The sequence below is a fragment of the Zavarzinella sp. genome (assembly GCA_041399155.1).
GTDB lineage: Bacteria > Planctomycetota > Planctomycetia > Gemmatales > Gemmataceae > JAWKTI01.
On the sequence record JAWKTI010000003.1, the window covers coordinates 733,924 to 759,606 of the forward strand.

The window sequence follows — 25,683 nt, forward strand, 5'->3', positions numbered from 1 at the left end:
CAATAAAGGAGTATTGACATGTTCCTGCACCCGTACTTCCGTGGCATCATGAGTCTGGCACCCAGAGCACTGGCCGTGGGGTGTACTTTCTTTTTTCTGGCCATTGCCTGGTTCGATTTTGGGCAGGGCCTCAATATTCCTGCACTGATGTGGCACGATCGACCTGTGATTCAGGTCATTTCAGGCTTCAGCATTGCCTGGCTGTTCGCGTACGTGTGGCTGCTGACCTACATCAACGATGCACGGTATCATCCGGAAATGCTGGCCCACGCACAGCAGCGGGCTACTTTTGTGGGTCGTGTGATGGGCCTGTGTATCCCACGCTCGCCCGTGGTGGAAGATCAGCCCGATCTGAATGCTGCCGGCGATGGCCTGCGCTGGTACCTGGGGGTCACCTTTTTGCCCAGTGCTGTCTTGCTGCTGGTATCGGCTGGGTTTGGGATTACTGGTTCCGCACCGTTTGTGCATCTGAAAGACCCGCAATTGGGTGAAAATGCCCCACTTTACATTGCCAGCAATTGGCCGTTTCTGGTGGGCGTGGTGGTGATGCTGTTGTCGCTTCGTTTGTTTGCGGTGCTGTCGCGGAATGTCCGCAATCGCCTGCTCGGTGCAGAACGAGGCACCCAGTTCGCACAAAAATACTGGCTGCATATGATTGCTGGCCTGTTGTTTGTGGTGTTGCTGGCAATGTACGCAATATTCGCACTGTTGTCCGATCGTGACTACTGGCAGGCACCACCGATCACCACGGTATGCCTGTTTTTTGGCATGGCAGCCACCTTTAACGCGGTGCTGTGGTTCTATCTGCGTAGTTTTGCCATTCTGGCGTTCGTCGCACTGGCTGTGTGGGTGGGAATCTGCAATCAGGCTCCGTATCGGCTGCATTTTCCCCACCTGGAGCCGGAATATCGGGCAATCACCAATCTGGAAGATTTCGAAGAGCCTGCTGCCTCGCTGGAGGATCTGGTTTCGCTGGACAATGATCCCACGGTGAAGAAAAAAGAGATTCAGCGGGTGGTGCACATGGTTGCTGCGGTGGGCTCGCAACGAGTTCCCGAACGCACGGTGCAGGAAGGCATTCAGGAATTAACCAGCAAAGGTTATGCCGACGAGGAAAATTACAGTCGGCTGCTGCGATTGTACGAAACCGCTCTGCAACGGATGGATGCGGATGAGCGAAATGCTTTACGGACCTGGAAAGAGCAATTCGGCCCACCCGTGCCGGAAGGGACGCGGATTCCCCCACCGTTGGTGATTGTGACTGCCACAGGTGGTGCGAATCGATCGGGATTGTGGACAGCCAAGGTGCTGCACGAACTCCATCAACGTATTCCTGGATTTCCAAAGCACTTACGCATTATTACCGGTGCGTCAGGTGGTATGGTCGGTGCCACCTATTACGTGGGCAGTGTGCAGCCCGATGGCAGTCTGCAGGAAGGCTTTCAGCCCACTGATATTTCGCAGGATTTTCTGACACCCATTATCAACGCACTGGTTTACCGCGAAATTCCGTTTTCGTTTCTTCCCACCAGCCACTATACCCGCGACCGTGGGGAAATGCTCGATCGGGCGATGGAAGGTGAGGTACCAAATATTGACCCGTTTATCCGCAAACGGCTGAACAATGTCTTCGCCCGCACCTTCGCGGATTGGGCAGAAAGTGAACGGATTGGCTGGCGACCGAGCCTGATTTTTTCGCCCATGGTGGTGGAAGATGGCCGACAACTGCTGATCAGCAATCGTTATGTACCGTACCTGACCGTGAATCAGGGGAACTTTCTGCTGCCTAACGGGCCGGAATTCGGCTCCGAAGACGCACCAAAAGAGAAGTTGAGCAGCAGTGAACGGATTCAGCGGGAAATCAAACGTGGGCGACAGACCAGACGCCGACAGGGGAAAGGATCGGAAGACATTTATTCCCGCTCGGCCATTGAGTTTTTCCGCGTTTTTCCGGAATCCCGTGGGCGATTTCACCTCAGCACGGCAGCACGGATGAATGCCACGTTTCCGTTCCTCAGTCCGGCGGTCTCACTGCCCACCAATGGCGTGCGACGGGTGGTTGATGCGGGCTACCTGGACAACACCGGCGTGAAAGTTGCCACCTCGTGGATTTACCAGTATCGCGACTGGCTGGCCCGCAACACCAGTGGGGTGATTGTGGTACAGATTCGCGATTTTGCCAGCCATCAGGAGAACCGGAACCTGTCGCTGCCACTCACAGAAGGTGGGGCGTTTCTCCCAGGTCTGACGGGACCGTTTTCGGCAGTCGACCATGCCCGCTCTTCATCAGCCAATTACCGTAACGATGCAGAACTACAGCAGTTAGGAGAATTTTTCCAGTCCTGGTTCGGTCAGGCAGCACAGGCGGGAAAAGGGGAACTGCCCACCTGGACGAAAGACTTTTTCACCACCGTGGTGTTTGAACGCTACTCCGATGTGGGGATGAACTGGTACCTGTCGCAGGCCGATAAACAGTTGATTCTGGACAGTTGGGACAAAGGTGAAAACAATTTCAACCCCGCCTCGCTGAAAAAGATGCTGCAGTGGTGGCAATCCCGCGATAATCCCCCACCGGAAGCGAAAATGCCATAAAGAGTAGCAGGAAATCCACCACTCAGATGGAGTCTAAGCATCAGGGCGGTCATTTTTTGATGAAATTTGACCTTGAGACAATGGACTTGCGGCCAAAACACACACAACCTTCATCATTAGTGATCCAACTCCCACCAATGGCTGAATAAGATACCACCAAACCAGTTCTAATGGATTCATGGCAAATGAAGTCGATTTTGTTTGTGTGCATTGAAAACAGCAACCGCAGCCAGATGGCAGAAGCGTTCGCACGGATACATGGTGGGGATCAAATTGCGGCCCATTCGGCAGGTTCCAAACCGTCCGGCAAGGTCAATCCGCGGGCAATCCAGTTTATGGCAGAAAAGGGCTACGATCTGTCGGTACATGGTTCGAAAGCACTGGATCAGTTTAACGGCACCGAAATTACCGTGGCTGTGACCATGGGCTGTGGCGATTATTGCCCACTGGTGAAGGCAGAGCGGCGAGAAGAGTGGAACATTCCCGATCCTAAAGAGCTGCCCGATGATGAATTTCGGAAAATTCGCGATCTGATTGAAGAGAAAGTGAAGCTGCTGATTGCTGAAATTCAATAACAGCGTCAGGCTGAATGCCCTGCAGTGACTTCCAGCAGCCCCCAGTTAATTCTGCACCAGATCCCGAATCCGGTAGAATGGCTGTCTCAGAAAATCTTGACGCAGGGGTTATTCATGCGAGTTATCTGGATCGCATTTCTTAGTAGCTGGGCACTTCCCGGTATTCTTCCCGCCTATCAACCGACGAATCTGTTAATTGTTACCGCAGATGATATGAATGCCGATTCTGCAGGCTGGTGCGGAGGCAAGCTGGGCATCACCCCCAACCTTGATGCGTTTGCAAAGACGGCCCACCAGTTCATCAACAGCCATGTAACCGTACCGATTTGTCAGCCGGGAAGATCCGCACTGATGACAGGACGGGTACCCCACCGGAATGGTGCGTTGGGCTTTCAGCCGATTCGACGGGATGTGCCCACGTTGGTCGAAATCCTGCGGGAACAGGGCTACTATACTGGGGTGATCGCCAAGGCGGTGCATATGGCCCCACCGGACAAGTTTCCGTGGCACGCCATCGGCGAGCAGGCACTGGGGAAACAACCTGCCCAGTTTGCGGCAAAATTCCGCGAAATGCTGGCTTCTGCTGCAAACGAAAAGAAGCCATTCTTCATTAATGCCAATATCTGCGACCCACATCGGCCTTTTATCAATGGAACTGGAAAAAAAGCCAAACTCGAAAAGCTACCAGATGGGGTGCGTGTTCTGAAGGCCAGCGAAGTGACTGTGCCAGCCTTCCTGGAAGACCTCCCACGTGTGCGGGAGGAAGTTGCTAATTATTACACCAATGTCAGCCGATTCGATCTGGCGTTTGGCCTGATAATGAAAGAACTTACGGCTGCTGGCCGCGATGCGGACACGATTGTGGTCTTCTGGTCCGATCATGGGATGTCTTTCCCATTTTCTAAAGCCACGGTCTATTACAACGGCACCTGGTCGCCGATCCTGATTCGCATCCCGAAGACCAAAGAGCCACAGGTGCGTACCGAATTTGTCAGCAGTGTCGATCTGATGCCTTCGTTGCTGGAGTTACTTGCGATCAAACCACCTGCAGGCATGGATGGCCGCTCCTGGATTCCTCTGCTGAATGGAGAAAAACAGCCCGACCGCGACTTTGTTGTTACCCACGTGAATACCCTCAGCAGTGGCAAGTCGTTTGCCCAGCGGTGCATCCGGACCAAAGACCGAGCATTCATGTTCCACGGGTGGGCAGGTGGGCCAGATAAATTCCGTGCCGAAGCTCTGAGTGGGCTGACCTTTCCGGCAATGAATTCTGCTACCGATGAGAAAATTCAGGCCCGTGTAAAACAATTGGTGGAGGGGGAGCCGTTGATGCTGTTTGATACCGCCAAGGATCCCACCGAACGGAAGAATCTGATTAATGATCCCACCTATGCCCGTGAACGTGCGGAACTGAGTAAAAAGCTCCTTGCACATATGCGGGCGACAGATGACCCACAGACGAAAGCTTTTCAGGGGATTCTGGAGAAAAAAGAATAACCCCCATTCTTCGATACTGATTGACCTGAAACTGGATAAGACAACGAAAGAATGACATTGGAGTCTTTTTAATGAAGAAAAGTTTGCTGGGTGCCCTGCTGCTGGTAGCAGCGATGGCAGCCATAACTGGACGTGCGGCAGAACCTAATCCGCGTAAAGCGGAAATGGCGGGCTACCTTCTTGTTCCCCACGAGCGGGTGGACAAGAAATACAACGCAGGTTTTTCGATGTATGTTGCCGCCTGGCCACTGCTGAAAAACTACCCAGGTGCCGAGTTCCAGAGTGGGCTGTTTGGCACCTGGATGTTCTCTCAGTTTGATGGCCCCAAGCCCGAAAAGGCTTATTCCGACATAGAAGGTGGTCTGGGCTGGTGGCGGGATACACGGTTCGCCACCGAAACCCCCAAATTCATCATGGGTGGGGTGGCACTGAATTTCAGCGAATGGGCAAACGGCCCAGGTGCGGGTAAAGGTCGCGACTGGAACAATCCCAAAGGACATTATGCGATTGCCCAGCTGAGCCCGTGGGTGCTCTGGCCGCCTGATGGTCTGAACTTGAAGCAAGGGACCTCCGGCGAACTTTTTGGTTACGGCTATCTGCCGTTGCCACTGACAGAAGCCAAAAAGACTACTGCAGGCAAAAATATTCCCACGGGCAACCAGTGCTGGACGTTGTTTCTGAATTCAGGCAACTTTAAGGGGCCTGTTACCTTCTTTCTGCCCAACTTCTGGACGAAACCCACCTTGGAGCGGACCGATCTGGCAGGGATGTTCCTGGATACCCGCCCATCCGACCCAAACAAAGCGGTGCAAATGGAAACGCAGCACGTGCCAGCCTTTACCGCAGTTGATTCGAAAGGAACCATGTATGCCCGCGTGGCACCCACACAGTTTCCGACCAACAAGGGTGCAGATGCCCCACTGATTCACCGGATTACGGCATATACCCGCGCTGCTCTGTGGGATGAAGTAGAAGCCTGGTTCCAGGGTGGGAAAGAGGCTACTGGCACCATTAAGCCACAGGAAGCAGCCGTGCACACCTTCAAAGGTAGGGGTGGGGCAACCTGGAGAATCTATCCGCCTAATGCAGAACGCGACAAACGGATGCCCCTGGCCTGGAATTCCTTCGCCACGCCGACCGCACTGAATGAAACCACATACGGCTATCAATGGGACAAAAACCTGGTGACCAGAACAGATGCACTGGTGACCTTACCACAATACTATCGCCTGCAGAAAGACAAGAAAGGCCGTGATCAGTGGGTAGTCATCACCGAGAAAGAAGTTCCCGCAGAAACAGGACTGGACAAGGTTACCTTTCCACAGCGGTATACCGCGAAACCGCAACCATACGTGACACCGGACAGTCCGGACAGCAGTTGGAAGAAACCCGGACCGGCGGCAGGTCCTTTTGAAGCGAAACTGGGTGATGGCAGCACCGTGATCTACTATTGGTACCGCTTTGCAGATCAGCCTGCACTGCAGAATGCCGATTTGTCTGCTGCCGAGCGGGAAACCCTGCAAAAACGGATCGAGATGCTGCACCGAAAGTGGACAAAAGAGAAAGAATACCTCCCCCCACCGAGCATTGGCAAGCTGGCCGATCTTGATCCTGCGGTGCTGGTTAATCCACCAAAAGGAATGGAAGTGGGTTATGTGCCAATTGTCACCCGCCAGGGCAAGCCGTAGTGCTTGGCGATCGCGATTTACAAAACAATTTTCTCTGACACAACAGCTTATCAAGTCGGCTCTTACAAAAATCAGCCTGCCGCATTTTTGCCGCACAAATCAAACGAATAGCAGTGTTCATTTTTCTTGTGGATCTGCCACATATTAGTGAAAATGTTTTCACACTATGAAAATTGCCAGGTGCGGTGGTTCAAAACACAATTACCTGATTAATCAACCATCCGCCATTTCACGCTTTTTCCCACCATTTCTGTATTTTGTTCCAAATAGTTGATCAATCGCATCCCCCAAAAGGCAATATATATTCACGTGGGGAAAATTGAGTTTATTTCTTCCCCTTCCATGATGGATCATCAGGCCAGTTTCATCTGACAATTCACTTCCAGGAGAAAGTGCAAATGAACAAGCTCAACATTTCAACTTGGATTCTACTTCTGAGTGCAGCTCCAATGCTGGCTCAGCCACGATTTCATGCCGGTGGGCCTGCCCACGATGGGGAAGAAATTACCTGTTACTTTCCCACGCGGGAACACCTGCGAAACGATGTAGGCAAGGATGATTTAGGACTGTGCGTCTTCACCAGCCTGGAAATGGCAGGGATCTGGTGTGGCAATCAATCGCTATTGGGCCTGCGAGACTTTATGAAGAACCACCCAGGAGGTGGCTGGCCAGAAAAGGTTGATCGCTATTTGAAAATTCGCGACCCTCAGCACACCATCCGTGTGCTCCACCACCTGGACGGCGATGCTGAGTTTTTACAACGGGCATTGGCCGCCCGGCAATATGTGTGCGTCACCTACGAAGGACGCGACGGCATTTTCTATCGGTCCCGCGTGGCACACATGGTTAATCTGGTGCACTTCAGTAAACGCTGGGCAGTAATCCAGGACAATAACTATCCTGGCAAGTGGCTGTGGATGTCGCCAGAAGATTTCCTGGCACGCTGGCGTGGCATCAATGGTGGCTGGGCAATGATTTTACTGCAACCGGGGCCCCCACCTGCATTACCACAATCAACTCATGTGGTTTGCACAATAACAGCACCACACCCAATCATGCCATTAGCGGCACCGGTATCTGGAGTAATCTGCGGCCAGCCCTCCAGGAATGATGAATACATGCTTGGCGGACAAGCGATTTCTCGCCAGGAGGTATTCGAACGTCTGGAAGCATTGCAAGTGCAACAACAACGCCCCAGCCTGACATTCCTGGGATCGATGCAGCAACAATCTGCATGGCACGCCGTGTTACAGCAACCGACGTTTCGCACATTGCAGGAACAGTGGTGCATTCGAAAGTTCCCCCAGGATAGCTGGTTGATTCGCCAAGGATTTCAACCAGGAGTCGTACTGCAGAACGCACCTGATCGACAGTATCGGGCAGCAATCCGCTGGCATCTTGCTTCACCTGCAGGTGGGAAGTCACTGCAGGATCAATTGGAAAAAGAACTGCACCCCAGGTTGCCGGAACCGGTAGAACCAGAACCGGATCGGGTGCCTGAACGAGAAGACAGATTCCCACAGGTGCTTTCGCAGTGGGGCAGAAAGGCACTGCACCCCAGTGTGGCCTGGACTGTTCTGGGCTACCTGCTGGGCAACCAATTTTTTGTACGGAGGAACAGACAATGACGATTGCAGCAGAGTTGATTTTTGTAGCGGCAGGAATTGCGGCAGCAGTGGCAACGGATTGGGTATATAGCCGGGTGATGCAAAGCCGCACACAGCACAAAAAGCAGATTCCGCCGTAAAGATGGGTAATTGAGGAAATCTGTAGCGTTTGTAATTGTTACATTTGCCGCAGATTTCCAAATCTACCTTTTCAAGGATACAAGTTTCGGTTATGGGATGGTTTGATAGATATAGGTGATTTTTCACAGTCTGCTGACTGTGCAACAGGGAACTCCAATGAAGAAGATCTCAATACTGTTTTTGCTGGCGGGCATACTTTCACCTGCGTGGTCGCAAGTGGGGCCAATGTCCGAACAGGGCAAAGCAGATGTGAATAAGGCAGCAAACATGATGCAGGTGGCCCCACCTGCCCTGGCACCATTAGCCCCGCAGGTGGCCAACTTCAGAGATGGCTATCTGAAAGTGTGGGAACAGGAAATGAAAGCCCTGGATGGTATTGAATCCAAAGTCTTTCAGACAGTGGAATACCTGGAAGGCCAGGGCGCTAACCAACGTCTGGTACGTGAAGTATATGTCGGCCGATTAAAAATGCTGAAGCCGAATATGGCCCGCCTGGAATTGTGGAATAACCAGGATCTGGAAAATAACAAGAAAGGCCAGTTTATCTATGCTGATGGCAAATATCTGTGGGAATTTGATCATAAAGCCAAGAAAGCTTATGTTGACAAACTGGCAGCAGAAGGTGCCGGAGATAATAATCTGTTGAGTATTCTGTTTGGCACCAGTGCCGATAAACTTCGCGATCGTTATGATATTCGACCGGATTTATCCGATGCTGCGGTGAAAGATATCAAGAACCATGTAGTATTTGATATTCTCCCCAAGATGCCTGGGGATATCCAGGAATTTACCAAGGCGCAGATGATACTTTACACCAATCCAACCCAGGACAGCTTTATGCTGCCACGTCGCTTGTGGTTTATGAATCAGCGTTCCAAGTATTCGATCACCTGGGAATTACGCGATATTGTGAAAAGGAAGGATCTGGCAGCAAGGGATTTTGCACCACCGAAATTGCCAGATGAAACATGGAAATCGGAGTGGCGTACGAAACCAGCTCAGACACCCACGGTTTCAAATCCGAAATAATCCTGTCGTCTGACTGCATCTCCGTTCGCTGTTGCAACTTCCCTGTCTGTATTCGTTAAGATATTCTTCACCTGATCAACGCTTGGAACGATAGAAGATGATTGTACCCGAATATTGGGCAGAAGCACGTATCCAGATAAAGCACCAGGGTAGAAGCATTACCGTAAGGCGCTTTGGCTGGTCGGATGAAAGCCAGGAAGCAGCCCAGGCCCATGCCCAGGCACGTGCGGAAGAGGCACTGGAAATTATCAAAGCGGGTGCAGATGCCACGCGTCGCGAGCCCAAAGTTCCGTACAACGGAGCCGAAGGGGTGCCCATTCGGGAAGAGGTGATCGCACGATATGGCGATATGGTGATTACCCGCAACAGCTACGGTGCCTGGTGCATCAATACCCCGGATGTACTTTTTGTGGATGTTGATGACGACCAGATTGGTGATGATGCTGGCTGTTGGATTTTCCTTGCACTGATCGTGCTGAGTATCTATCTTGGGGTCCGCAACGAATCGTGGAAGATTGGCTTGCTTTGTGTGTTTGCATCATTTCCATTGACAGGCGTCCTGAGCAATATTGTCAGTCGGATGAAGCAGTTCTTTCAGGGCAATTTGGAAACACGCTATTTCAAGCGATTGGAACAGTTTGTTGCGAATCGACCTGACTGGAACATTCGTGTCTATCGCACACCGAATGGCTATCGCCTGCTGGTAACGCACCGAACATTTCAAACGACCGATCCGGAAGTGCTGGAATGTTTCATGCTTCTCAGTGCAGACCCCACGTACGAAGCAATGTGCATCAACCAGCAGTGCTTTCGTGCCCGCGTCACACCCAAACCATGGCGAGTGGGGATAACGCAGCACATTTATCCTCGGCGGGGTGTCTGGCCAGTTGCACCAGAGTATGCAGAGGCCCGCCAGCAATGGATTGCAGAGTACAATCTGGCATGCCAGGATTTTGCATCGTGTGAATATTTAATGGAAATTGGTTCGGGGAAAATTGATCGAAAAGTTGATGTCGTAATTCAATTTCATGATAAACTGTCGAAAGCGACCAGTGGACTGCCCATCGCCTGATGGACCTGGTTGCCGCACATTCAGAGTGACAATTTAAAGGAAACGCCTCATGTCTGATTCAAATGTAAAAAGTGTTGAAAGAAATCCGCGCTGGCACCACATCCTGTTTGTGGGATTGCTTGCCGCGATTGCCTTACTGATCTGGGCCTGGACCAGCAACGACTGGGCAAGTAAGCAACTCAATCGCCTCTGGTGGGAAGATGTTTTTGGTGTGATGCTGACTGGGTTCAGCGTATCGCTGGTTTTACCGTTGTTGCTGGGTGCTGTGGTAGCGATTGTTTTTGGACAGCCCAAAGCATTTGGCATTGTCAAGCTGTTCCTGCACCCCAACCCATGGCGACAACTGTGGATTGGTGTTGGCTTGGGGGCATTAGTCTGGCAGGTTTTTCTGGCTGGCTATCTGTTTGAACCATTGGCAACCAACTTCACGCAGGACCGCCCACCGTTCTGTGAATTTCAAAGTGCGGAAGAGTTACGCACTCAATTTTCTGAACACAATAATCAGTACCGATATGAACCAGTTACCATCGACAGTATTCTCTTCTACACATTTCACGTGGTGATCGGTGGAACTGCAGTAATCGCCATCGGGCTCATGATTGGATGGATGGGCTGGTATCTATCGCAACGCCATCGTTTGCCCGAATTTCAGAAAAGATCCGATAATCAAGGCATCACGGTACGTTGGAAGTTTTACCCGATACTTTTTCTTGGAACTGTGCTGGGTTATTTGTTGTTGATGTTCATTACCTATGGATTATTTCATGGAGAGATAAACAAAACAGAGCTCAAAGAATTATCTCATGCTTTTGGTGAAAGCATGGTTGAAACTGCTGGCTGGGGGAAATCCGAGGCCAGATCAGATTATGTGAAACTCTATACGAAACCAAGTAACAACGGTCTGGCGACAACTATCCCACAGGTTGAATTTGCAGACTATTACCATAACAACTTTGCAAATAATTATGGGAAAAGGTTGGCAGATTATTTTCCTGTGTTTGGTGCGTTCATCATTTGTTCGATATTGATCATCGCAAACTATCTGTTTTATCTGATATTCCGTCCAAAATTGTTCTCCCCAGCATCCGGCATTACGTTCCTGTTGCATTTCCTGTTGTTCAGCCACGTCATTATTTCTTACTTCGTGGCGGCACCAGATTTGATCAGACTCTTCCTGTTCCTGCTTATTCTGGGTGCTGGTGTGGTCTACAAGTTGCGTTTCCCTGGCCTCAGCTATCACAAGAATGATCTGGTTTCTTTGCAGGAACATTACAAACCTGCCCAGCCATTGCTGCCAGAAAACCGCCTGGATCTGATTGAATCCAAAGCAATTCCCTATGGTGTCAATGAAAACACCAAGCTGCCTGAAAAGAAACCGATGGCGATCATCTGCCTCAGTGGGGGTGGTTCCCGTGCAGGTGCCTGGAGCATGAAAATGCTTTCGGAACTTGATGCCAGCTTTGCGAAGGAAAATATTGCCTTTCCTTACCATGTGCGGCTGATCACAGGTGCATCAGGTGGGATGTTTGCAGGTGCCTATTATGTTTCCACATTGAATCAGCCCGATCTACAGGCACCAGGCAAAGTACAACGCGCGGTATCGTTGTGTGATATGAACAGCGATGTGCGACAGGATTTTCTATCCCCCATCTGTCGCATGCTGATACGCAATGATCTGCCTTCGTTGTTCTTGCCGCTGATCGCCCAGCAGGACCGTGGGACAGCACTGGAAGATCTGTGGCAGTCCGTTTTTCGCGGTCATCTGCATACCAGTTTTGCAGATCTGCATGCGGGGGAGAAAGCTGGCTGGCGACCTTCAATTATCTTTTCTCCCATGCTTGTGGAAGATGGCAGACAGTTATTGATCAGCAATTTGAATCTGAAGCACACATTGATTAACCGTGCCAATGAACTTCGTGGACAACATGACCTGTATCAGGATGATATTCTGTCGAAAGAAGGGATTGAGTTTTTCAAACTGTTTCCGCAGATGCACGCCCAGTTTAAGCTGGCGACTGCAGTTCGAATGAGTGCCAGTTTTCCGTATCTGTTCCCTGCGGCAGAACTCCCCACGAATCCCCCACGTCGCGTAGTGGATGCGGGCTACTACGATAATTTCGGCGTGGGGATAGCTGCAGAATGGATTTATTCCAACCAGGATTGGATTCGAGATAATTGCAGCAAGCTGGTGATCATCCAGATTCGTGATGGGATTGATGAACCCAACCGCCGAAGGGAATTGGTTAACGATGCACTACCCAGCGCACTGATGCGTGGGATGAGCTTTCTTACTTCGCCTGTGGAAGGGCTGTACAATTTCCGAAATTCTTCAACCAGTTTCCGCAACGATTCGATGCTGGATATGCTGACGCGTCTTTACCAAGCAAACAATTTTGGTGAGGATTTTTTAACCACCTGCACACTGGAATTTTCCGGCAGCCAGCAGGTGGCAATGAATCTGATTCTGAATCAGGAAGAATGCCAGCGAATTGACGATGCCGCCAAAGAAGAATTAATCCAGGGCCGGATTGCCAAACTCATTCAGTGGTGGAAAAGCTAAAAAAAAAGAAAACAATGCCGAGGAGAGGACTTGAACCTCCACCCAATTGCTTGGACTAGTGCCTGAAACTAGCGCGTCTGCCAATTCCGCCACCTCGGCATCGGAAGTAACTATCATAATGGAGGCGGGAACGTCGTCAAGGTTCGGCCAGACAAACTGGTAAAATTTGTGGCAGTGATGACTCAGCCGATGGCGCACTGGCTGAGGTGAGAAGGGCGCGAAATGTATACATATATACACTAAATATATGCACTTATTATCGCCTAGCGACTTGTCTTGTCGCAGACCGTACAATAATCTAGGGTATTTCAGTATTGGTGGAGTTCCCTGCAAAAGAGGTTGTAGCTATGAAATGGATAGAGAATCCACCTGTTTGTGTGCTGTTGGCTAACCAGTTTAATCCAAGTATTTTTACCTCTAATTGGCTAAGTAAACATGGAATTCTAGACGAGCAGGGTACATATAAGCCGGAATCAGTATTTACAAGCCAATTGGTTCAAGTAGTCACAGAAGATTTCGCACTTGTGATAACACAAGACCAACTACAATTAATGTTGCTCAAACCGGAAGAATACAGTAATCCTGAACAACAATCTCGTATGATTGAAAAAATTCTTGGGGTTATAATTTGCAAACTACCTGAAATCCCTTACGTTGCTCTAGGACTAAATTTCAATTGGCACCTGCAACTTAAAGCTGAAGATATCCCTGCACAGTCAAGAATGTGGTTTGGCAAACAAAGTCAAGGTATTTTCAAACGATTCGATAGTTCAGATGCCAAGTTTGGAGCTTATTTGAGTAAAGACATCGGGCGATTTCGAATGAAACTAAGTGCGCTCCCAATTATCGTATCAAGTTTGCGAGAGGAGCGATTCCAATTCAGCTTTAATTTTCATCATGACATTGCTGAAATAGAAGGTAAGCCTGATCTACTTGCAAGTCTGATCGCAGATTGGAGTAGCGTGAGAATTGAAGCAATTGAAACTATTAAATTAGCAGCATTCAGGGAGAGCTAGTGACTACCTTTATGTTAAGACACGATTCTAGCACAGATTGCTCCGATACATCTGGTGTTCCACAACAGCACATGCACAGAGTGCCTGAAGAAACATCAGGAACTTTGCAATCTATTCTCAACAAATTACGTGTGCGCTCTGTTAATGCAAATGCCTGCACTAGACATCCACTGGAAAATAACAGTGCTTTACAATACATTGGCCAACACAACATAAGCACTGATTATTTCACCTATGGTATTTCTGGCATGCCATGGAATCTGCTCAAAATTTCTGAAGAACCGTCAGGCACTTTGCAAGCTGTTCTCGAAAAATCACATGTGTACTCTGTTGGTGAAAACACATGCACTAGACAACAGATTTTTTCGTTATTTGAATGCAGAAAGCTCTATTCTCGTATAGATGATTTTAAGTTGCTTAGAAAAGGTTGGGACAGCTACAATGCTGAACCTCCGAGCGAACAGTCACTAGAACATGCCAGAAGATTTCTTGATTTTCTCAGCCGAATCGACAGGTTTCCCTATGCTCTCAACCCCACTGTTGTTGGTGGGGTAGGGTTTACTTTTCGCAATGACAAACGTACGGCATACGTCGAATTTCGCAATACAGGAAATTGCCATGTTGCTTTCATGGGTGCAGGTAAGCCGCGTGTAGAAAAAATCGAACAGACATTTTTCGGGTTTCAGCAGCTGATGAACCAAATTGAGAAGCATTTGAATGAGCAAAATGCCCAAACAACCTGAGGCAATGAAACGATCTGGCCGCCCTATTGTAGCCGATTTTCATCCTGAAGAGTACCTTTATCGACGAGTGCCTACAAGAATCTGGCCTGCCAAAGATAGTATTTTGGATATTGCTGCAATTGAACTACCAGATATTTCCACAGCGCGAAGTGAGTTCGGGCATCCTGAATGGCTTCGGCTTGATTACGTGAATCAGAGAGTTTTCAAAAAATGGGGAATTATTGGAGTTCAAATCAAGAATATTATCCCAGCTTCATGTTTAGACAATGGCAAAGTGTTTACCTACCGGGTTTCCCATGTGCCTTTAGAAGTTGATTATCCACATAGTGAAATCCAGGCATTCGATGGAGAACAGCATTTGAACACAAGTGAAGCTGTTTTACCTGAAGAATTACATCTGGAATGGCGGGCGAACTTGCTAGAAGTGTTTGAAACGTTCATTCCACCTGGCGAAGATTGGGCTATTCGTGAAGAACCACCTGGTTCCCATGTCCCCGAAACTCATCCAGATGATTCTAGAAAGAGCTAGAATCTGGATTCCCCGAATTGATCATGTGAACGGGTAAGCCAGTGTCATGCAATTTCATGGATCAAAACGTTCTGCAGACAGAGATGAACGGGTTGATATAAAAATACCCAGCTCATCTATTCTGGTGTTTTCATGAAAGCACGTATTTTATGTCTCGTTTTGGTGGTATTATCTGCTTCCTTTTCGGGGTGTGGGGTTGGTAACGTCGAATCGAACAGTTCCCTCAGTAACAATCGGGGGAAGATTGAAGGCACCAGTTGGGTCAGTCGGAAAACTGAGATCGATGGTAAAACGATCCCTGCTGGCACGGTGCAGTTGAATTTTTCACCAAGTACCTTCCTGGTTTGCGAGTGGGACGGGGACAAATTCCGCGGTAAGTATATTCTGGGGCCTGGTGATACGGTAATCTGGAAATTCGATGAGCCGTTGAACGGCAGCACGGAGCATTCTTATCAATGCATGTTCGATGGTAATCAACTTACCCTGAAAGACCAAAAAGAGACCGAAATCATCTTTGATCGTGTAAAGTAACCCTGTTGGTCATGTCGTTTTCTGAGAGATCGAGCGATTTTGCAAATACTGGTTGCTGGGCTTAACAGGTCCCGAGATTGAGCTATCATATGTGACGGCGCAAGCGGCCTAAGTAAGCGATTGGAGCAGGAATCGCGAACTCCGTTAGCGAGCATGGCGAACGCACTTGGAAAGATCGTCGGTTCGGTCACCGTGCTGCGCTACTCCGTGCGGCCCGAGGATGGCACCGACGTTGAGGCGATTCTTCCCAAGTCAGTGTTGCGCAAGATAGGATGCCTGTTTGGGCCGTTGCCAGATGGACGGGTCGTGACGGTGAGTCTTCACGAACCACCGAAGCAGCACCGGATAATCAACGTGGCAAATGCTCGCTAACCAAACACTGGATCGGGGCCACAACCGTCCTTGTGATCCGAACGCTGGTCGTCGGCCCCTGCCAGAGAATGTTGGTCCGCGATTGAGCATATATTAAAGGTAACGGCCACAAGCGGCTTAGCGATTGGAGTAGTGATGGCATCTGAAGCACCAATTCAAAACATCGACCAAATCGACATCGTCGGCAAGCGTAAGGATGGGGGCGTGGATCTCGTGATTGTGGCTTCTTCGCCTGTAACGGCATCCCCAGAGCACCAACAACTGCTACTCGACAAGATTCAAAGCTACTTGGAGCAATGCAATTCCCCCGGCTTCAGAGACGAGTTTGGCTACGATGCAAAGGTGCGTATCCTGATCAACTTCTCCCAGCAGCCCGATCCGGTGATTGTTGAACTCCTAAAACGCTCAGCGTCTTGGGTGCTTGATAATAATGCCGAACTTGCCGCCAAAGTGGGTCACTAACTACCTGTTAGAGTGACCCGCGAGTAGAATGATGTTGTCAGTTGGACGCTTGCCCCCCGAGGGCGGTCGCAACTGTGCCGCATTACTTTAAGCCAGCTTGCGGCGGCTAACAGGGTCCGCGATTGAGGATATATTAAAGGTAACGGCCACAAGCGGCTTAAGTGAGCGATTGGAGCAGCAATCGCTTCGTATTCACTCCGCGCTCTGCTCACTCGCGGACTCCGTTATGCTAAGGAGTTGACTCGATGGCGAAAGTCTTAGACCCGTGTTGTGGCCAGCCACCCAAGAATTACTGGTTTGGCACTTACTGCCGCTGCTGTGGGGCCGAGTTGCAAGCCGGGAACGGCATTATTGTGGGCTGCAACCGGCCCCACTTCGGCCTAGAACCTTGCGAGTACTGCGGTCAGACCACCTGCGGGCCGCACTCGCACAATGGGACCGGGCCGTGGCAGGTCCGGCGTTTCTGTGAGCAGTGCGGCGAGCAGTGCGAGGAATCTGGAGCGTGCCCATCGCATGGCATGCAGCAAGCAAGGTAAGGCGACTTCGCCCTGGAATTCCTTTATTTGAACACGGATCTATGCACGTTCGAAGGAAATCAACTTACCCTGAAAGACAACAAACGGACCGAAGTCATCTTTGATCGTGGCAAGTAACCCTACGCGCGATAGGCCCCGTCTGTTTCGGGGTGGTAGGGGCGTTCCCATTGCAGCACCTCAATGCGGTTGCCATCCGGATCGTTAATGAAGAAGCGTTCTGCACCAGGGATTTTAACCGTTTCGGCAATCGGAATCCCACGTTCCTGCATGTGGGTGCGTGCCTCCGCAATCGAATCAACATGCAGGCAGAAGTGCCGTGGGCTGATCGTATCGGCTTCTGGTTTCAGCAGTAAATGCAGGTAAGTGCCGCCCAAATCGTACCACAGTGCCACAAAATCGAAGCTCTTCGGTGCGGGAATCTCCCGCAGCCCAAGCAGTTCGCCATAGAAATGCCTTGACGATTGCACATTTGTAATAATAACAGAGCAATGATCAATGTGGCTGACTGGAAAGGTCATGCGGCACCACAGGTGGGTAAAATATGATAAATCAATGAGAATCTGACGGTCTTACTGCTTCGGCTTCATATCCATCATGTCGGCTACTGCGTTAATGATTGGCGTGGTGGGCTTATTTGGCTGTTGATACCCCCACACATAGTGGATCAGTTCGTATGCCATCAGCCCCACCAGTACCAGCACAATCATCGTGGGCAGCATCATCAACGTGGGGAACAGCCCCCACTCTGCAGGTTTGGCAACGGTAATCACCTCACCTTCGTATTCATCATCATCGTCGTCGCCTGCAATAGCTGCGGGTTTCAGACCTTTCAGTGCCATGCTGGCGGAAGGGCCATCGTCCAGCTCCAGATCATCCAGATCGATCACGTCGTCATCGTCATCATCGGCAGGTTTTTTCTTGGATTTTGCTTTCCCTTTGCCTTGTTTGCTCTTCGCCTGCACCAGATCATCATCGTCAATGGCCACCACTTCGGATGCACTGGCATCATCGTCGCCATCAATATCCAGTTCCAGATCGAATTCCGAGCTTTCCAGGTCGGTATCATCGTCCAGCGAAATCACTTCCGATGCGGAATCATCTTCCAGAGAAGGAATTTCAAAGTCGGTGGCTTCAAAAATATCCTTGCCTTCATCCCCACCGTCGGCTTCGATGCTCAATTCCAGAGAAAGATCGCTGGGCTCTTCAATTGTCAGCTCAAATTCGCTGTCTGAATCTTCCACCAGCAGTTTTTTGCTGGAACCCAGACCTGCACCCGAACGGCCCACGCCAGGTGCGTCGAGGCTCAGTTCAAAGTCGATTTCATCGTCGGAATCTTTTTCCAGCGAAATCCCACTGTCGGCGGGTTTGTTCAGGTTCACGCCACTGGGGGAAGCACTGGGACCGGGATCATCACCCAGTGAAATTTCCGCACTGGAATCTGGCTCAATGGTCAGTTCAAAATCATCACTGTCGCTATCCAGATTCAGCTCAAATTCGCTGCTGTCATCTTGGGGTGGTTGGGGCAGTTTTGTGCCCGAATCACCTTTCTTCAAAACGCCCGATTGCCCAGCGTTAATCTGTGCAGAGGTCAGCTTACCGGATCGACCAGTCAGTTTCCCGCTGCCACCCAGCGACATCGGAACTTCAAATTCGTCGGTCAGGATTGATTCATCGTCGGAATCAGTATTCGGCTTGGGTGCGTCCTGTTTTTCCAGTCGCACGTCGCTGTCGGAGCCGGACTTTATCTTGCCGGATGCAGAAACGTCTGGCAGCAGGATAATGTCGTCACTGTCCATTTTGAGGGAGCTGTCGTCATCGTCATCCAGATTGATGATGTCGGGTGCCAGTGATTGAATCTGAGTCGGTGGGGTAGAATCAGCCACCACAGGTGCGTCAGCAATCGTTGGTTCATCATCCATGTTCAGCACAATGGCAGACGAATCGTCATCCGAACTGCTACCGCCAGTGGTACGCAGAAGATCATCGATGTCGTTCGCACGAAACCGCAGTGTGGAGCCATCCCGGAAGGAACGCACATGTTTCCATTCCTCACGGAGACGACGCTTGAACTCGTCAACCGACAAGTTCAGTTTTGCGGCTGCTTCGTCTAATGTATATGTTTGTGCCATTCAAATGCACCCCCGACGTGGTAACGACAGCGTCGCACCGTATTTTGATTCCGGTGAATATCTTCCATTGATTTTAAACGGTTTTGCGATCATTACAAGCAAATAAGTAAAGTGGACAAACAGGGAAAGACTGCGGAGTGAAAAGAATGGGGCGACTGTAGCGATTATGCGGGCTCATTCCGTCGAAGAATCGAACAATCCTGGTCCGGCGGCTGAAGAATTGCGCGGCTTTCTTTTTCGTTCCGGCGGCGAAACAACGAAACGAACGTTGGATTGTGGCAACTGGTGGCGGGATTCCAACTGTTCCAGAATCACCTGAGATCGTTCTAATACGGTGGGGGGCATTCCCGCCAGTTTTGCCACGTGAACGCCGTAACTTCTTTCGGCACTGCCACTTGCGATCTTATGCAAAAATACCACGTCGTTGTCCAGTTCCTGCACCTGTACGTGGTAGTTCCGCAGGTAGTGCAGCGATTCTGCCAACTGCGACAATTCATGGTAGTGGGTGGCAAACATACACCGACAGCGGATTTCATCGTGCAGGTGCTCGCTGATCGCCCACGCCAGCGACACACCATCGTATGTACTGGTGCCACGGCCAATTTCGTCCAGAATCACCAGGCTGGATGCGGTGGCATTGTTCAGGATGTTGGCGGCTTCGGTCATTTCCACCATAAACGTGCTGTGGCCTTTCGCCAGTTCATCGCTGGCACCCACGCGGGTGAAAATACGATCCACCAGCCCGATTTTTGCCGCTGCTGCAGGCACAAAACTGCCCATCTGAGCCAGCAGTACTATCAGGGCCACCTGTTTAATGAAAACCGACTTTCCCGACATGTTGGGGCCAGTGATCAGCCAGAACAGCCCAGTATCGGGTGTCAGCACCACATCGTTGGGCACCAGTGTTCCTGGTGGGAGGGTCTGATCCAGCACCGGATGCCGACCTTCACGAATTTCTAATAATTCGGGCTCATCCACTAACAATGGCCGCACGTAGCGTTTGTTGGCGGCAAGTTCTGCCAGACCGGCGAAAAAATCGAGCAGTGCCAGCAGATCGGCCAGTTCCAGCAGCCGAACTGTGTTCTGGGCAATCTGTTCACGCACCTGTTGAAACAGATCCAGCTCCAGTTGCAGCGACTTCTCCTGTGCGGTGACTGCCTTTTCTTCATATTCCTTTAATTTTGGCGTAATGTACCGCTCTGCGTTCTTTAATGTCTGCCTGCGAATGAAATCGTCCGGCACCTTTGCTGCGTGGGTGTTGGTAATTTCAATGAAGTAGCCATGCACCTGGTTAAAGCCTACTTTCAAAGTAGGGATTCCCGTGCGGGCAATCTCTTCCGCCTGATAATTGGCCAGCCACTGTTTCCCTTCCCGATTGATGACGCGGTATTCATCCAGCGTGGGGGAAAATCCTTCGCGAATCACCCCACCGTCACGTGGATTGTAAGGTGGGTCATCTACTAACGCACGGTCGAGCAGTTCCCGCAGGTCAGGGCATAGTTCCAGCTTATTCCCCAGATCCACCAACGGTGCGGCCTTTCTGCCCGCAATTTTCGCCTTTAACTTGGGCAACAGACGCACCGCACGCCGAATGGCTGCCAGGTCTTTTGGTGTTGCTCTGCCAGTGCTTACTTTTGTAGTAAGTCGTTGAATATCAGGAACTTCGGACAGAATATCGCGGATTTCACGCCGGGTATTTGTTTCTGTCAGCAGTTCTGCAACGGCATCGAGCCTGCGTTCGATTTCCTGTCGTTCTGCCAGCGGTGCCACCAACGCATCGTGCAGCATTCGGGCACCCATCGGTGTTACCGTGCGATCCACTACGCTCAGCAAAGAACCATCTTTCTGCCCATCGCGGATGGTTTTGGTCAGCTCCAGGCTGCGACGGGTCACCGCATCGAGTCGCAAATGCTTATCGTGATAGTAGGGATTCAATCTGCGGATGTGGGTCAATTCCGCTTTCATTGTTTCCTGCAGATAATGAATCAGTCCACCAGCAGCCACAAGGCAAGGTTGCTGATCTTCAAAGCCAAACCCACTGACAGTCAGCACGCCAAAGTGCTTGAACAGGATTTCGCGTGCGGTGTGGTTGTCAAAGGTCCAGTCGGGCCGTTTGGTAATACCCACGGGCAGTGCGGCAAGCAGTTCTGAAGGTAAACGGCTACTGTCAGCTTCGCCCACCAGACATTCTGCCAGATTCAGGCGGGAAATCTCATCAATCAGGGCACTGGTGCTGAAATCGGCAGCGAACAATTCCCCGGTCGTCGCTTCCACCCAGGCCACACCCAATTGATTGCCCACAGGAATGATGGCAGCAATCCGATTCGGCTGGCTGGCATCCAGCAGACTGTCTTCAGTAATGGTGCCGGGGGTGACAATACGGGTCACTTCCCGCTTGACCAGTCCCTTGGCTTGGGATGCATCTTCCACCTGATCACAAATTGCCACGCGGTGCCCACGCTTCAACAGGCTTCGCAGATGATTTTCCAGTGCATGGTGGGGGAAACCAGCCATCGGAATCTGTTTATCGCGACTGGTGAGGGTCAGACCGAGCACTTTGGCCACCAATTCCGCATCTTCCTCGAAAGTTTCGAAGAAATCGCCCATGCGAAAGAGCAGAATCATCCCGGGATGGCGTTCTTTCGCCTCCCGGTACTGCTGCATCATTGGTGTGCTCATAATTTTTTCATTTTTTGGTGCACTGCACCACCCACGGTGACCTCTGGTATTGGTTTCAGGATAGTGCCTTTGAGGAAAAATGGCGAAAAATCGGGAATAATGGGGCCAATTAGTTTACATGTAAGCTAATTGGTTTGCTTTCCACCGAATTTCCAGCGGTTTCACCTCAAATCCAGAAAAGTCTGCCTTTGAAATCACGTACTTATGAGAGAAGATGGTCCGCTACCTGCAATTATGTGTTTGTTTTCATATTTGATTTTTACCAGACAATCGACTTAAGTTCTTTTTAAATAAGTACTTAAAATAATGAATGCAACTCGGCTGTTAATTATTTGTTAAATTTCATTAATTTTTCTTGACACAATATTTAGATTTTGTTAATTTCTTGTTGTCTTCCAAATCTTGGCAGGCACCGCACACTCTCGTGCTCCTTTCTCTGCGAGGTTGTATGTGATGGTTCGTCGATATTGCCTTATGTCCATTGTTGTTGGACTTGTACTATCTCTGTTTGGCTGCAGTTCGGCTGAAAGCACGAACGAAGATCCCACCCAACTGCGCCTGCAATCGATCAGCGATGCTTATGCGAAATTTCTGGAAACCAATCGTCGCCCGCCAAGTTCGACCGAAGAGCTGACAAAATATCTTCCTGAAGGTGTTTCTGCTGCAGAAGTATTTGTTTCTCCGAATGATGAACAACCTTTTGACATTATCTGGGACATCAACCTGAACCGCGACAGCAGTGTTCCAGGCATGGTGGAAGACGATTCGGAAATGCAGAATCTGCCTGAAGAACTTGCCAGCACCAGTGGTAAGGTGCTCGTTTCGGAAAAAACCGGAAAAAACGGCCAGCGCTATGTTCTTTTCACCGATGGCGTTGTGTTGCAACTGGATGAAGAGGTGTTTGCCAAGGCACCGCGAGCCAAGCCGCAAGGCAAAAAAAAGCGTATCCAGTAATCTCTTAATCAAGGTGAATATTTTCTCATTATTTTGGAGTATTTCTCATGAATCTCTCATCAAGGAAATCGCCTCAGGGTTTCACTCTGATTGAATTGCTGGTAGTGATTGCCATCATTGCCATTTTGATTGGACTGCTGCTGCCAGCTGTACAAAAAGTACGTGAAGCGGCGAATCGCGCATCCTGCACGAACAACCTGAAACAAATCGGCATTGCTTTCCATGCCCACCATGATGTGCTGGGGGTATTCCCCACTGGTGGCCGCCACTGGAGTGCAGGCCGCAGTCGATCCGGAAGCAACATTTTTTCGGCCCCACAGCAAGACTGGGGCTGGGCTTACCAGATTCTGCCATATATCGAACAGGACAATCTCTACCGCAACACCAGCGATGCATTTGTTCGGCGGACACCAGTAAAAACGTATTTCTGCCCATCCCGCCGTTCCCCAAGTGTCATCAATGGTCGAGCATTATGCAGGTTGCTGGGGCTGGAGTTCTTACACCAATAATTCACGAAACGGGATTCTGATCCGTAACAGAGACAATACCACCACCACAAGCTATCGCACCGTAAATATTGCCGCAGTAACAGATGGGCTTTCCAATACCCTGATGGTGGGTGACAAACGATTAAATGCCAGCCGCCTGAACGTGGCACAATCAGACGATAATGAAGGTTACACATCCGGCTGGGACCACGATATGGTGAGGTCAGGAAATAGTCTGCCCGCACCTGATTTGCGATCTGGAACTGGAAATGGTGGGGGTCGCTTTGGGTCTTCCCACACAGGTGGATTTGTAGCTGTACTGGGCGATGGATCAGTGCGATTCATCCGCTATAGTGTCAACCTGACTGCGTTCCGGAACCTTTGTGCAAAATCAGACGGTAATGCCAGGAGCATTGACTAGCATCTGCATGGATTCCAGGGGGAAAATTGTGAGAACGATCCACCGAAATGGAGAAGACTATGTGTTTTTGTTAATAATTTGAATCTTTTTAAATTCGTCGCAAATGATTTTCCAGCAAGCATTTGCGCCTTTTGTGCAATGCAGAAGGCGTAAACATGTGTGAAATTTCATTCATTTTCGATTGACAAAATATTAAGTTTTGGTTAACTTCTAGATCATCTAATGTTCTTGAGCGACGACCGCGCACTCTTGTGCACCTTTCTGGCGGGGTAGTTGGATGATCGGTTTCCGTAGATTTTCGCTTAGCGCAATTGCGTACATCTGCCTGACCACACTGGGGTGTAGTTCTGCTACGGATACCAGTGAGGATCCTACGCAGTTGCGGCTGCAGGCAATCAGCGATGCGTACGCGAAATTTCTGGAAAACAATCGTCGTCCGCCAAATTCCAAAGAAGAGCTGACGAAATATCTTCCTGAAGGCATTTCAGCCACCGAAGTCTTTGTTTCTCCGAATGATCAGGAACCATTTGATATCGTGTGGGGGGTTAATCTGCACCAGGACAGCAGTGTGCCTGGGCTGGTTGCCGACGATCCGGAAATGAAGGATCTTCCCCCAGAACTTTCCAGCACTAGTGGGAAAGTGCTGGTTTCCGAAAAAACCGGAAAAAACGGCCAACGCTTTGTTTTATTCACCGATGGCGTTGTGCTGCAACTGGATGACGACGTTTTTGCCAAAGCCCCCAAGGCCAAACCAGGTGGGAAGGCAAGGCGTTCCCAGTGATCGGATAAGGTGAATATTTTCTCATTTATTTGGAGTTATTTTCATGAACCTCTCTCATCAAAAGACCCAGCGTGGGTTTACCCTGATCGAATTGCTGGTGGTGATTGCCATCATCGCGATTCTGATTGGATTGCTGTTGCCAGCAGTTCAAAAAGTACGGGAAGCAGCAAACCGCTCGAGTTGTACGAACAATTTGAAGCAGATTGGGATCGCATTTCATGCCCACCACGACATTTATGGTGTTTTCCCCACAGGTGGGATGCACTGGAGTGCCAACCGCAGTCGTTCCGGCAACAACATTTTCTCCGCACCTGAGCAGGATTGGGGCTGGGCCTACCAGATTCTGCCATTTATCGAACAGGACAACCTGTATCGCAACACGGATGATGCATTTGTCCGCCGCACCCCAGTGAAAACCTACTTCTGTCCATCGCGTCGGGCCCCCAGTGTAATCGGTGGCCGTGCTCTGCTGGACTACGCCGGATGCTGGGGCTGGAATTCTTATAACAACGGCTCACGAAATGGTATTCTGATTCGAAATCGGGATGATGCCAGCATTACCACCTACCGCACTGTGAATATTGCCGCAGTAACCGATGGGCTTTCCAACACCCTGATGGTGGGCGACAAGCGATTGAATGCCAGTCGCCTGAACGTGGCACAGTCGGATGATAATGAAGGTTACACATCGGGTTGGGACCACGATATGGTGCGTTCCGGCGATAATCTGCCTGAACCGGATTTACGTTCAGGAACCGGAAACGGCGGTGGTCGGTTTGGTTCTTCCCACACAGGTGGATTTGTGGCGGTGCTGGGCGATGGTTCGGTTCGCTTCATCCGTTATGGCGTGAATTTGACCGCTTTTCGCAATTTGTGTGCAAAAGCAGATGGTAATTCTACCACCATCGACTAACTTTGTGGTTGATCGCCCGAAGTATCGCGTTTTTTGCCTGGCAGGTCGGTTGCTAATTCTACTTTGCGGTAGCCCAGCGAAACCAGCACTTCCAGCACTTCACTCAATGTGGGAAATGGTCGGCGGTTTTCTCGTTTGTAACGTTCCATCGCCTGCATGAACTCAATTTCAGCCTCATTGTAGTTCCGTTCGCAAGTGGCAGGATCGATTAATCGCCGGCGTTCGCTAGTCCTTCGTTTTTCAGCAGCGTTCTGCTTGCGACGGTCTTTTGCAACTGGAATATTGCGTTTGCGGCGATCATTGGCGTCATCGCCTGAAATTTTACCTTCTGCTTTATCTTCCGTCATCGGTGCCCCATTCGGTGGTAC

The 25,683-nt window shown here is 50.2% G+C and carries 23 protein-coding genes, 1 tRNA gene and 1 pseudogene; 19 read left to right on the plus strand and 6 right to left on the minus strand.

All coding sequences use genetic code 11. The features are described from left to right. The first annotated feature begins 18 nt into the window (after positions 1-18). The 9 genes from R3B84_17300 (at position 19) to R3B84_17340 (ending at position 12,761) form a co-directional block, all read left to right on the plus strand. The gene (locus tag R3B84_17300; GenBank protein MEZ6142319.1) at positions 19-2,592 is read left to right on the plus strand and encodes a patatin-like phospholipase family protein; all 2,574 of its coding nucleotides are present in this window, start codon (positions 19-21) and stop codon (positions 2,590-2,592) included. Positions 2,593-2,777: 185 nt separating this feature from the next. Continuing rightward, the gene (locus tag R3B84_17305; GenBank protein ID MEZ6142320.1) at positions 2,778-3,167 is read left to right on the plus strand and encodes an arsenate reductase ArsC; all 390 of its coding nucleotides are present in this window, start codon (positions 2,778-2,780) and stop codon (positions 3,165-3,167) included. 114 nt (positions 3,168-3,281) lie between these two features. Next, positions 3,282-4,664 (plus strand): sulfatase, encoded by a 1,383-nt coding sequence (locus R3B84_17310; protein ID MEZ6142321.1) that lies wholly within the window; start codon positions 3,282-3,284, stop codon positions 4,662-4,664. A 71-nt stretch (positions 4,665-4,735) separates the two neighbouring features. Continuing rightward, a complete protein-coding gene (locus R3B84_17315; GenBank protein MEZ6142322.1) occupies positions 4,736-6,352 on the plus strand; it encodes a hypothetical protein in 1,617 nt (538 codons plus the stop codon). Between the two features lie 398 nt (positions 6,353-6,750). Beyond that, on the plus strand, positions 6,751-7,980 hold the full coding sequence (locus R3B84_17320) for a hypothetical protein (GenBank protein ID MEZ6142323.1): 1,230 nt from the start codon (positions 6,751-6,753) through the stop codon (positions 7,978-7,980). Continuing rightward, positions 7,977-8,099, plus strand: a complete 123-nt coding sequence (locus R3B84_17325; protein MEZ6142324.1) for a hypothetical protein — start codon at positions 7,977-7,979, stop codon at positions 8,097-8,099. The genes R3B84_17320 and R3B84_17325 overlap by 4 nt, the downstream gene beginning before the upstream one ends. A gap of 157 nt (positions 8,100-8,256) precedes the next feature. Next, positions 8,257-9,129, plus strand: coding sequence for a hypothetical protein (locus R3B84_17330; protein MEZ6142325.1), 873 nt, complete (start codon positions 8,257-8,259; stop codon positions 9,127-9,129). A gap of 97 nt (positions 9,130-9,226) precedes the next feature. After that, positions 9,227-10,201 carry a hypothetical protein gene (locus tag R3B84_17335; GenBank protein ID MEZ6142326.1) on the plus strand — a complete coding sequence of 325 codons (975 nt, stop codon included), beginning with the start codon at positions 9,227-9,229 and terminating at the stop codon, positions 10,199-10,201. A gap of 49 nt (positions 10,202-10,250) precedes the next feature. Next, positions 10,251-12,761, plus strand: coding sequence for a patatin-like phospholipase family protein (locus tag R3B84_17340; protein ID MEZ6142327.1), 2,511 nt, complete (start codon positions 10,251-10,253; stop codon positions 12,759-12,761). A gap of 15 nt (positions 12,762-12,776) precedes the next feature. Here the strand turns inward: R3B84_17340 and R3B84_17345 are convergent. Further along, positions 12,777-12,860, minus strand: a tRNA-Leu gene (locus tag R3B84_17345). A 248-nt stretch (positions 12,861-13,108) separates the two neighbouring features. On the opposite strand from R3B84_17345, the gene R3B84_17350 reads away from it, so the two are divergent. From R3B84_17350 to R3B84_17375, 6 genes are all read left to right on the plus strand, one after another. Continuing rightward, the gene (locus R3B84_17350) at positions 13,109-13,777 is read left to right on the plus strand and encodes a hypothetical protein (GenBank protein ID MEZ6142328.1); all 669 of its coding nucleotides are present in this window, start codon (positions 13,109-13,111) and stop codon (positions 13,775-13,777) included. Beyond that, entirely contained in the window at positions 13,777-14,520 is a 744-nt protein-coding gene (locus tag R3B84_17355) for a hypothetical protein (GenBank protein MEZ6142329.1), read from the plus strand. Before R3B84_17350 ends, R3B84_17355 begins: the two co-directional genes overlap by 1 nt. After that, positions 14,495-15,049 carry a hypothetical protein gene (locus R3B84_17360; protein MEZ6142330.1) on the plus strand — a complete coding sequence of 185 codons (555 nt, stop codon included), beginning with the start codon at positions 14,495-14,497 and terminating at the stop codon, positions 15,047-15,049. The genes R3B84_17355 and R3B84_17360 overlap by 26 nt, the downstream gene beginning before the upstream one ends. A gap of 132 nt (positions 15,050-15,181) precedes the next feature. Beyond that, the gene (locus R3B84_17365) at positions 15,182-15,580 is read left to right on the plus strand and encodes a hypothetical protein (protein ID MEZ6142331.1); all 399 of its coding nucleotides are present in this window, start codon (positions 15,182-15,184) and stop codon (positions 15,578-15,580) included. Between the two features lie 153 nt (positions 15,581-15,733). Further along, positions 15,734-15,952, plus strand: coding sequence for a hypothetical protein (locus R3B84_17370; GenBank protein ID MEZ6142332.1), 219 nt, complete (start codon positions 15,734-15,736; stop codon positions 15,950-15,952). Between the two features lie 135 nt (positions 15,953-16,087). Continuing rightward, the gene (locus tag R3B84_17375; GenBank protein ID MEZ6142333.1) at positions 16,088-16,414 is read left to right on the plus strand and encodes a DUF6572 domain-containing protein; all 327 of its coding nucleotides are present in this window, start codon (positions 16,088-16,090) and stop codon (positions 16,412-16,414) included. Positions 16,415-16,794: 380 nt separating this feature from the next. Here the strand turns inward: R3B84_17375 and R3B84_17380 are convergent, their stop codons facing one another. The 4 genes from R3B84_17380 to mutS form a co-directional block, all read right to left on the minus strand. Further along, a complete protein-coding gene (locus R3B84_17380; protein MEZ6142334.1) occupies positions 16,795-16,929 on the minus strand; it encodes a hypothetical protein in 135 nt (44 codons plus the stop codon). Positions 16,930-17,069: 140 nt separating this feature from the next. Further along, positions 17,070-17,468 (minus strand): VOC family protein, encoded by a 399-nt coding sequence (locus R3B84_17385; protein MEZ6142335.1) that lies wholly within the window; start codon positions 17,466-17,468, stop codon positions 17,070-17,072. A 51-nt stretch (positions 17,469-17,519) separates the two neighbouring features. After that, the gene (locus R3B84_17390; GenBank protein ID MEZ6142336.1) at positions 17,520-19,079 is read right to left on the minus strand and encodes a hypothetical protein; all 1,560 of its coding nucleotides are present in this window, start codon (positions 19,077-19,079) and stop codon (positions 17,520-17,522) included. 174 nt (positions 19,080-19,253) lie between these two features. Next, positions 19,254-21,758, minus strand: coding sequence for a DNA mismatch repair protein MutS (gene mutS / locus R3B84_17395; protein MEZ6142337.1), 2,505 nt, complete (start codon positions 21,756-21,758; stop codon positions 19,254-19,256). A gap of 474 nt (positions 21,759-22,232) precedes the next feature. Between mutS and R3B84_17400 the strand changes: the two genes are divergently transcribed. The 4 genes and pseudogenes from R3B84_17400 (at position 22,233) to R3B84_17415 (ending at position 25,315) form a co-directional block, all read left to right on the plus strand. Further along, the gene (locus R3B84_17400) at positions 22,233-22,712 is read left to right on the plus strand and encodes a hypothetical protein (protein ID MEZ6142338.1); all 480 of its coding nucleotides are present in this window, start codon (positions 22,233-22,235) and stop codon (positions 22,710-22,712) included. A gap of 47 nt (positions 22,713-22,759) precedes the next feature. Then, positions 22,760-23,621: pseudogene (locus R3B84_17405) on the plus strand (DUF1559 domain-containing protein). A gap of 277 nt (positions 23,622-23,898) precedes the next feature. Beyond that, a complete protein-coding gene (locus R3B84_17410) occupies positions 23,899-24,402 on the plus strand; it encodes a hypothetical protein (GenBank protein ID MEZ6142339.1) in 504 nt (167 codons plus the stop codon). Between the two features lie 43 nt (positions 24,403-24,445). Further along, a complete protein-coding gene (locus tag R3B84_17415) occupies positions 24,446-25,315 on the plus strand; it encodes a DUF1559 domain-containing protein (protein MEZ6142340.1) in 870 nt (289 codons plus the stop codon). Here the strand turns inward: R3B84_17415 and R3B84_17420 are convergent. Then, complete coding sequence (locus R3B84_17420) at positions 25,312-25,662, minus strand: hypothetical protein (protein ID MEZ6142341.1); 351 nt, start codon at positions 25,660-25,662, stop codon at positions 25,312-25,314. The genes R3B84_17415 and R3B84_17420 overlap by 4 nt on opposite strands. Positions 25,663-25,683 lie beyond the last annotated feature (21 nt).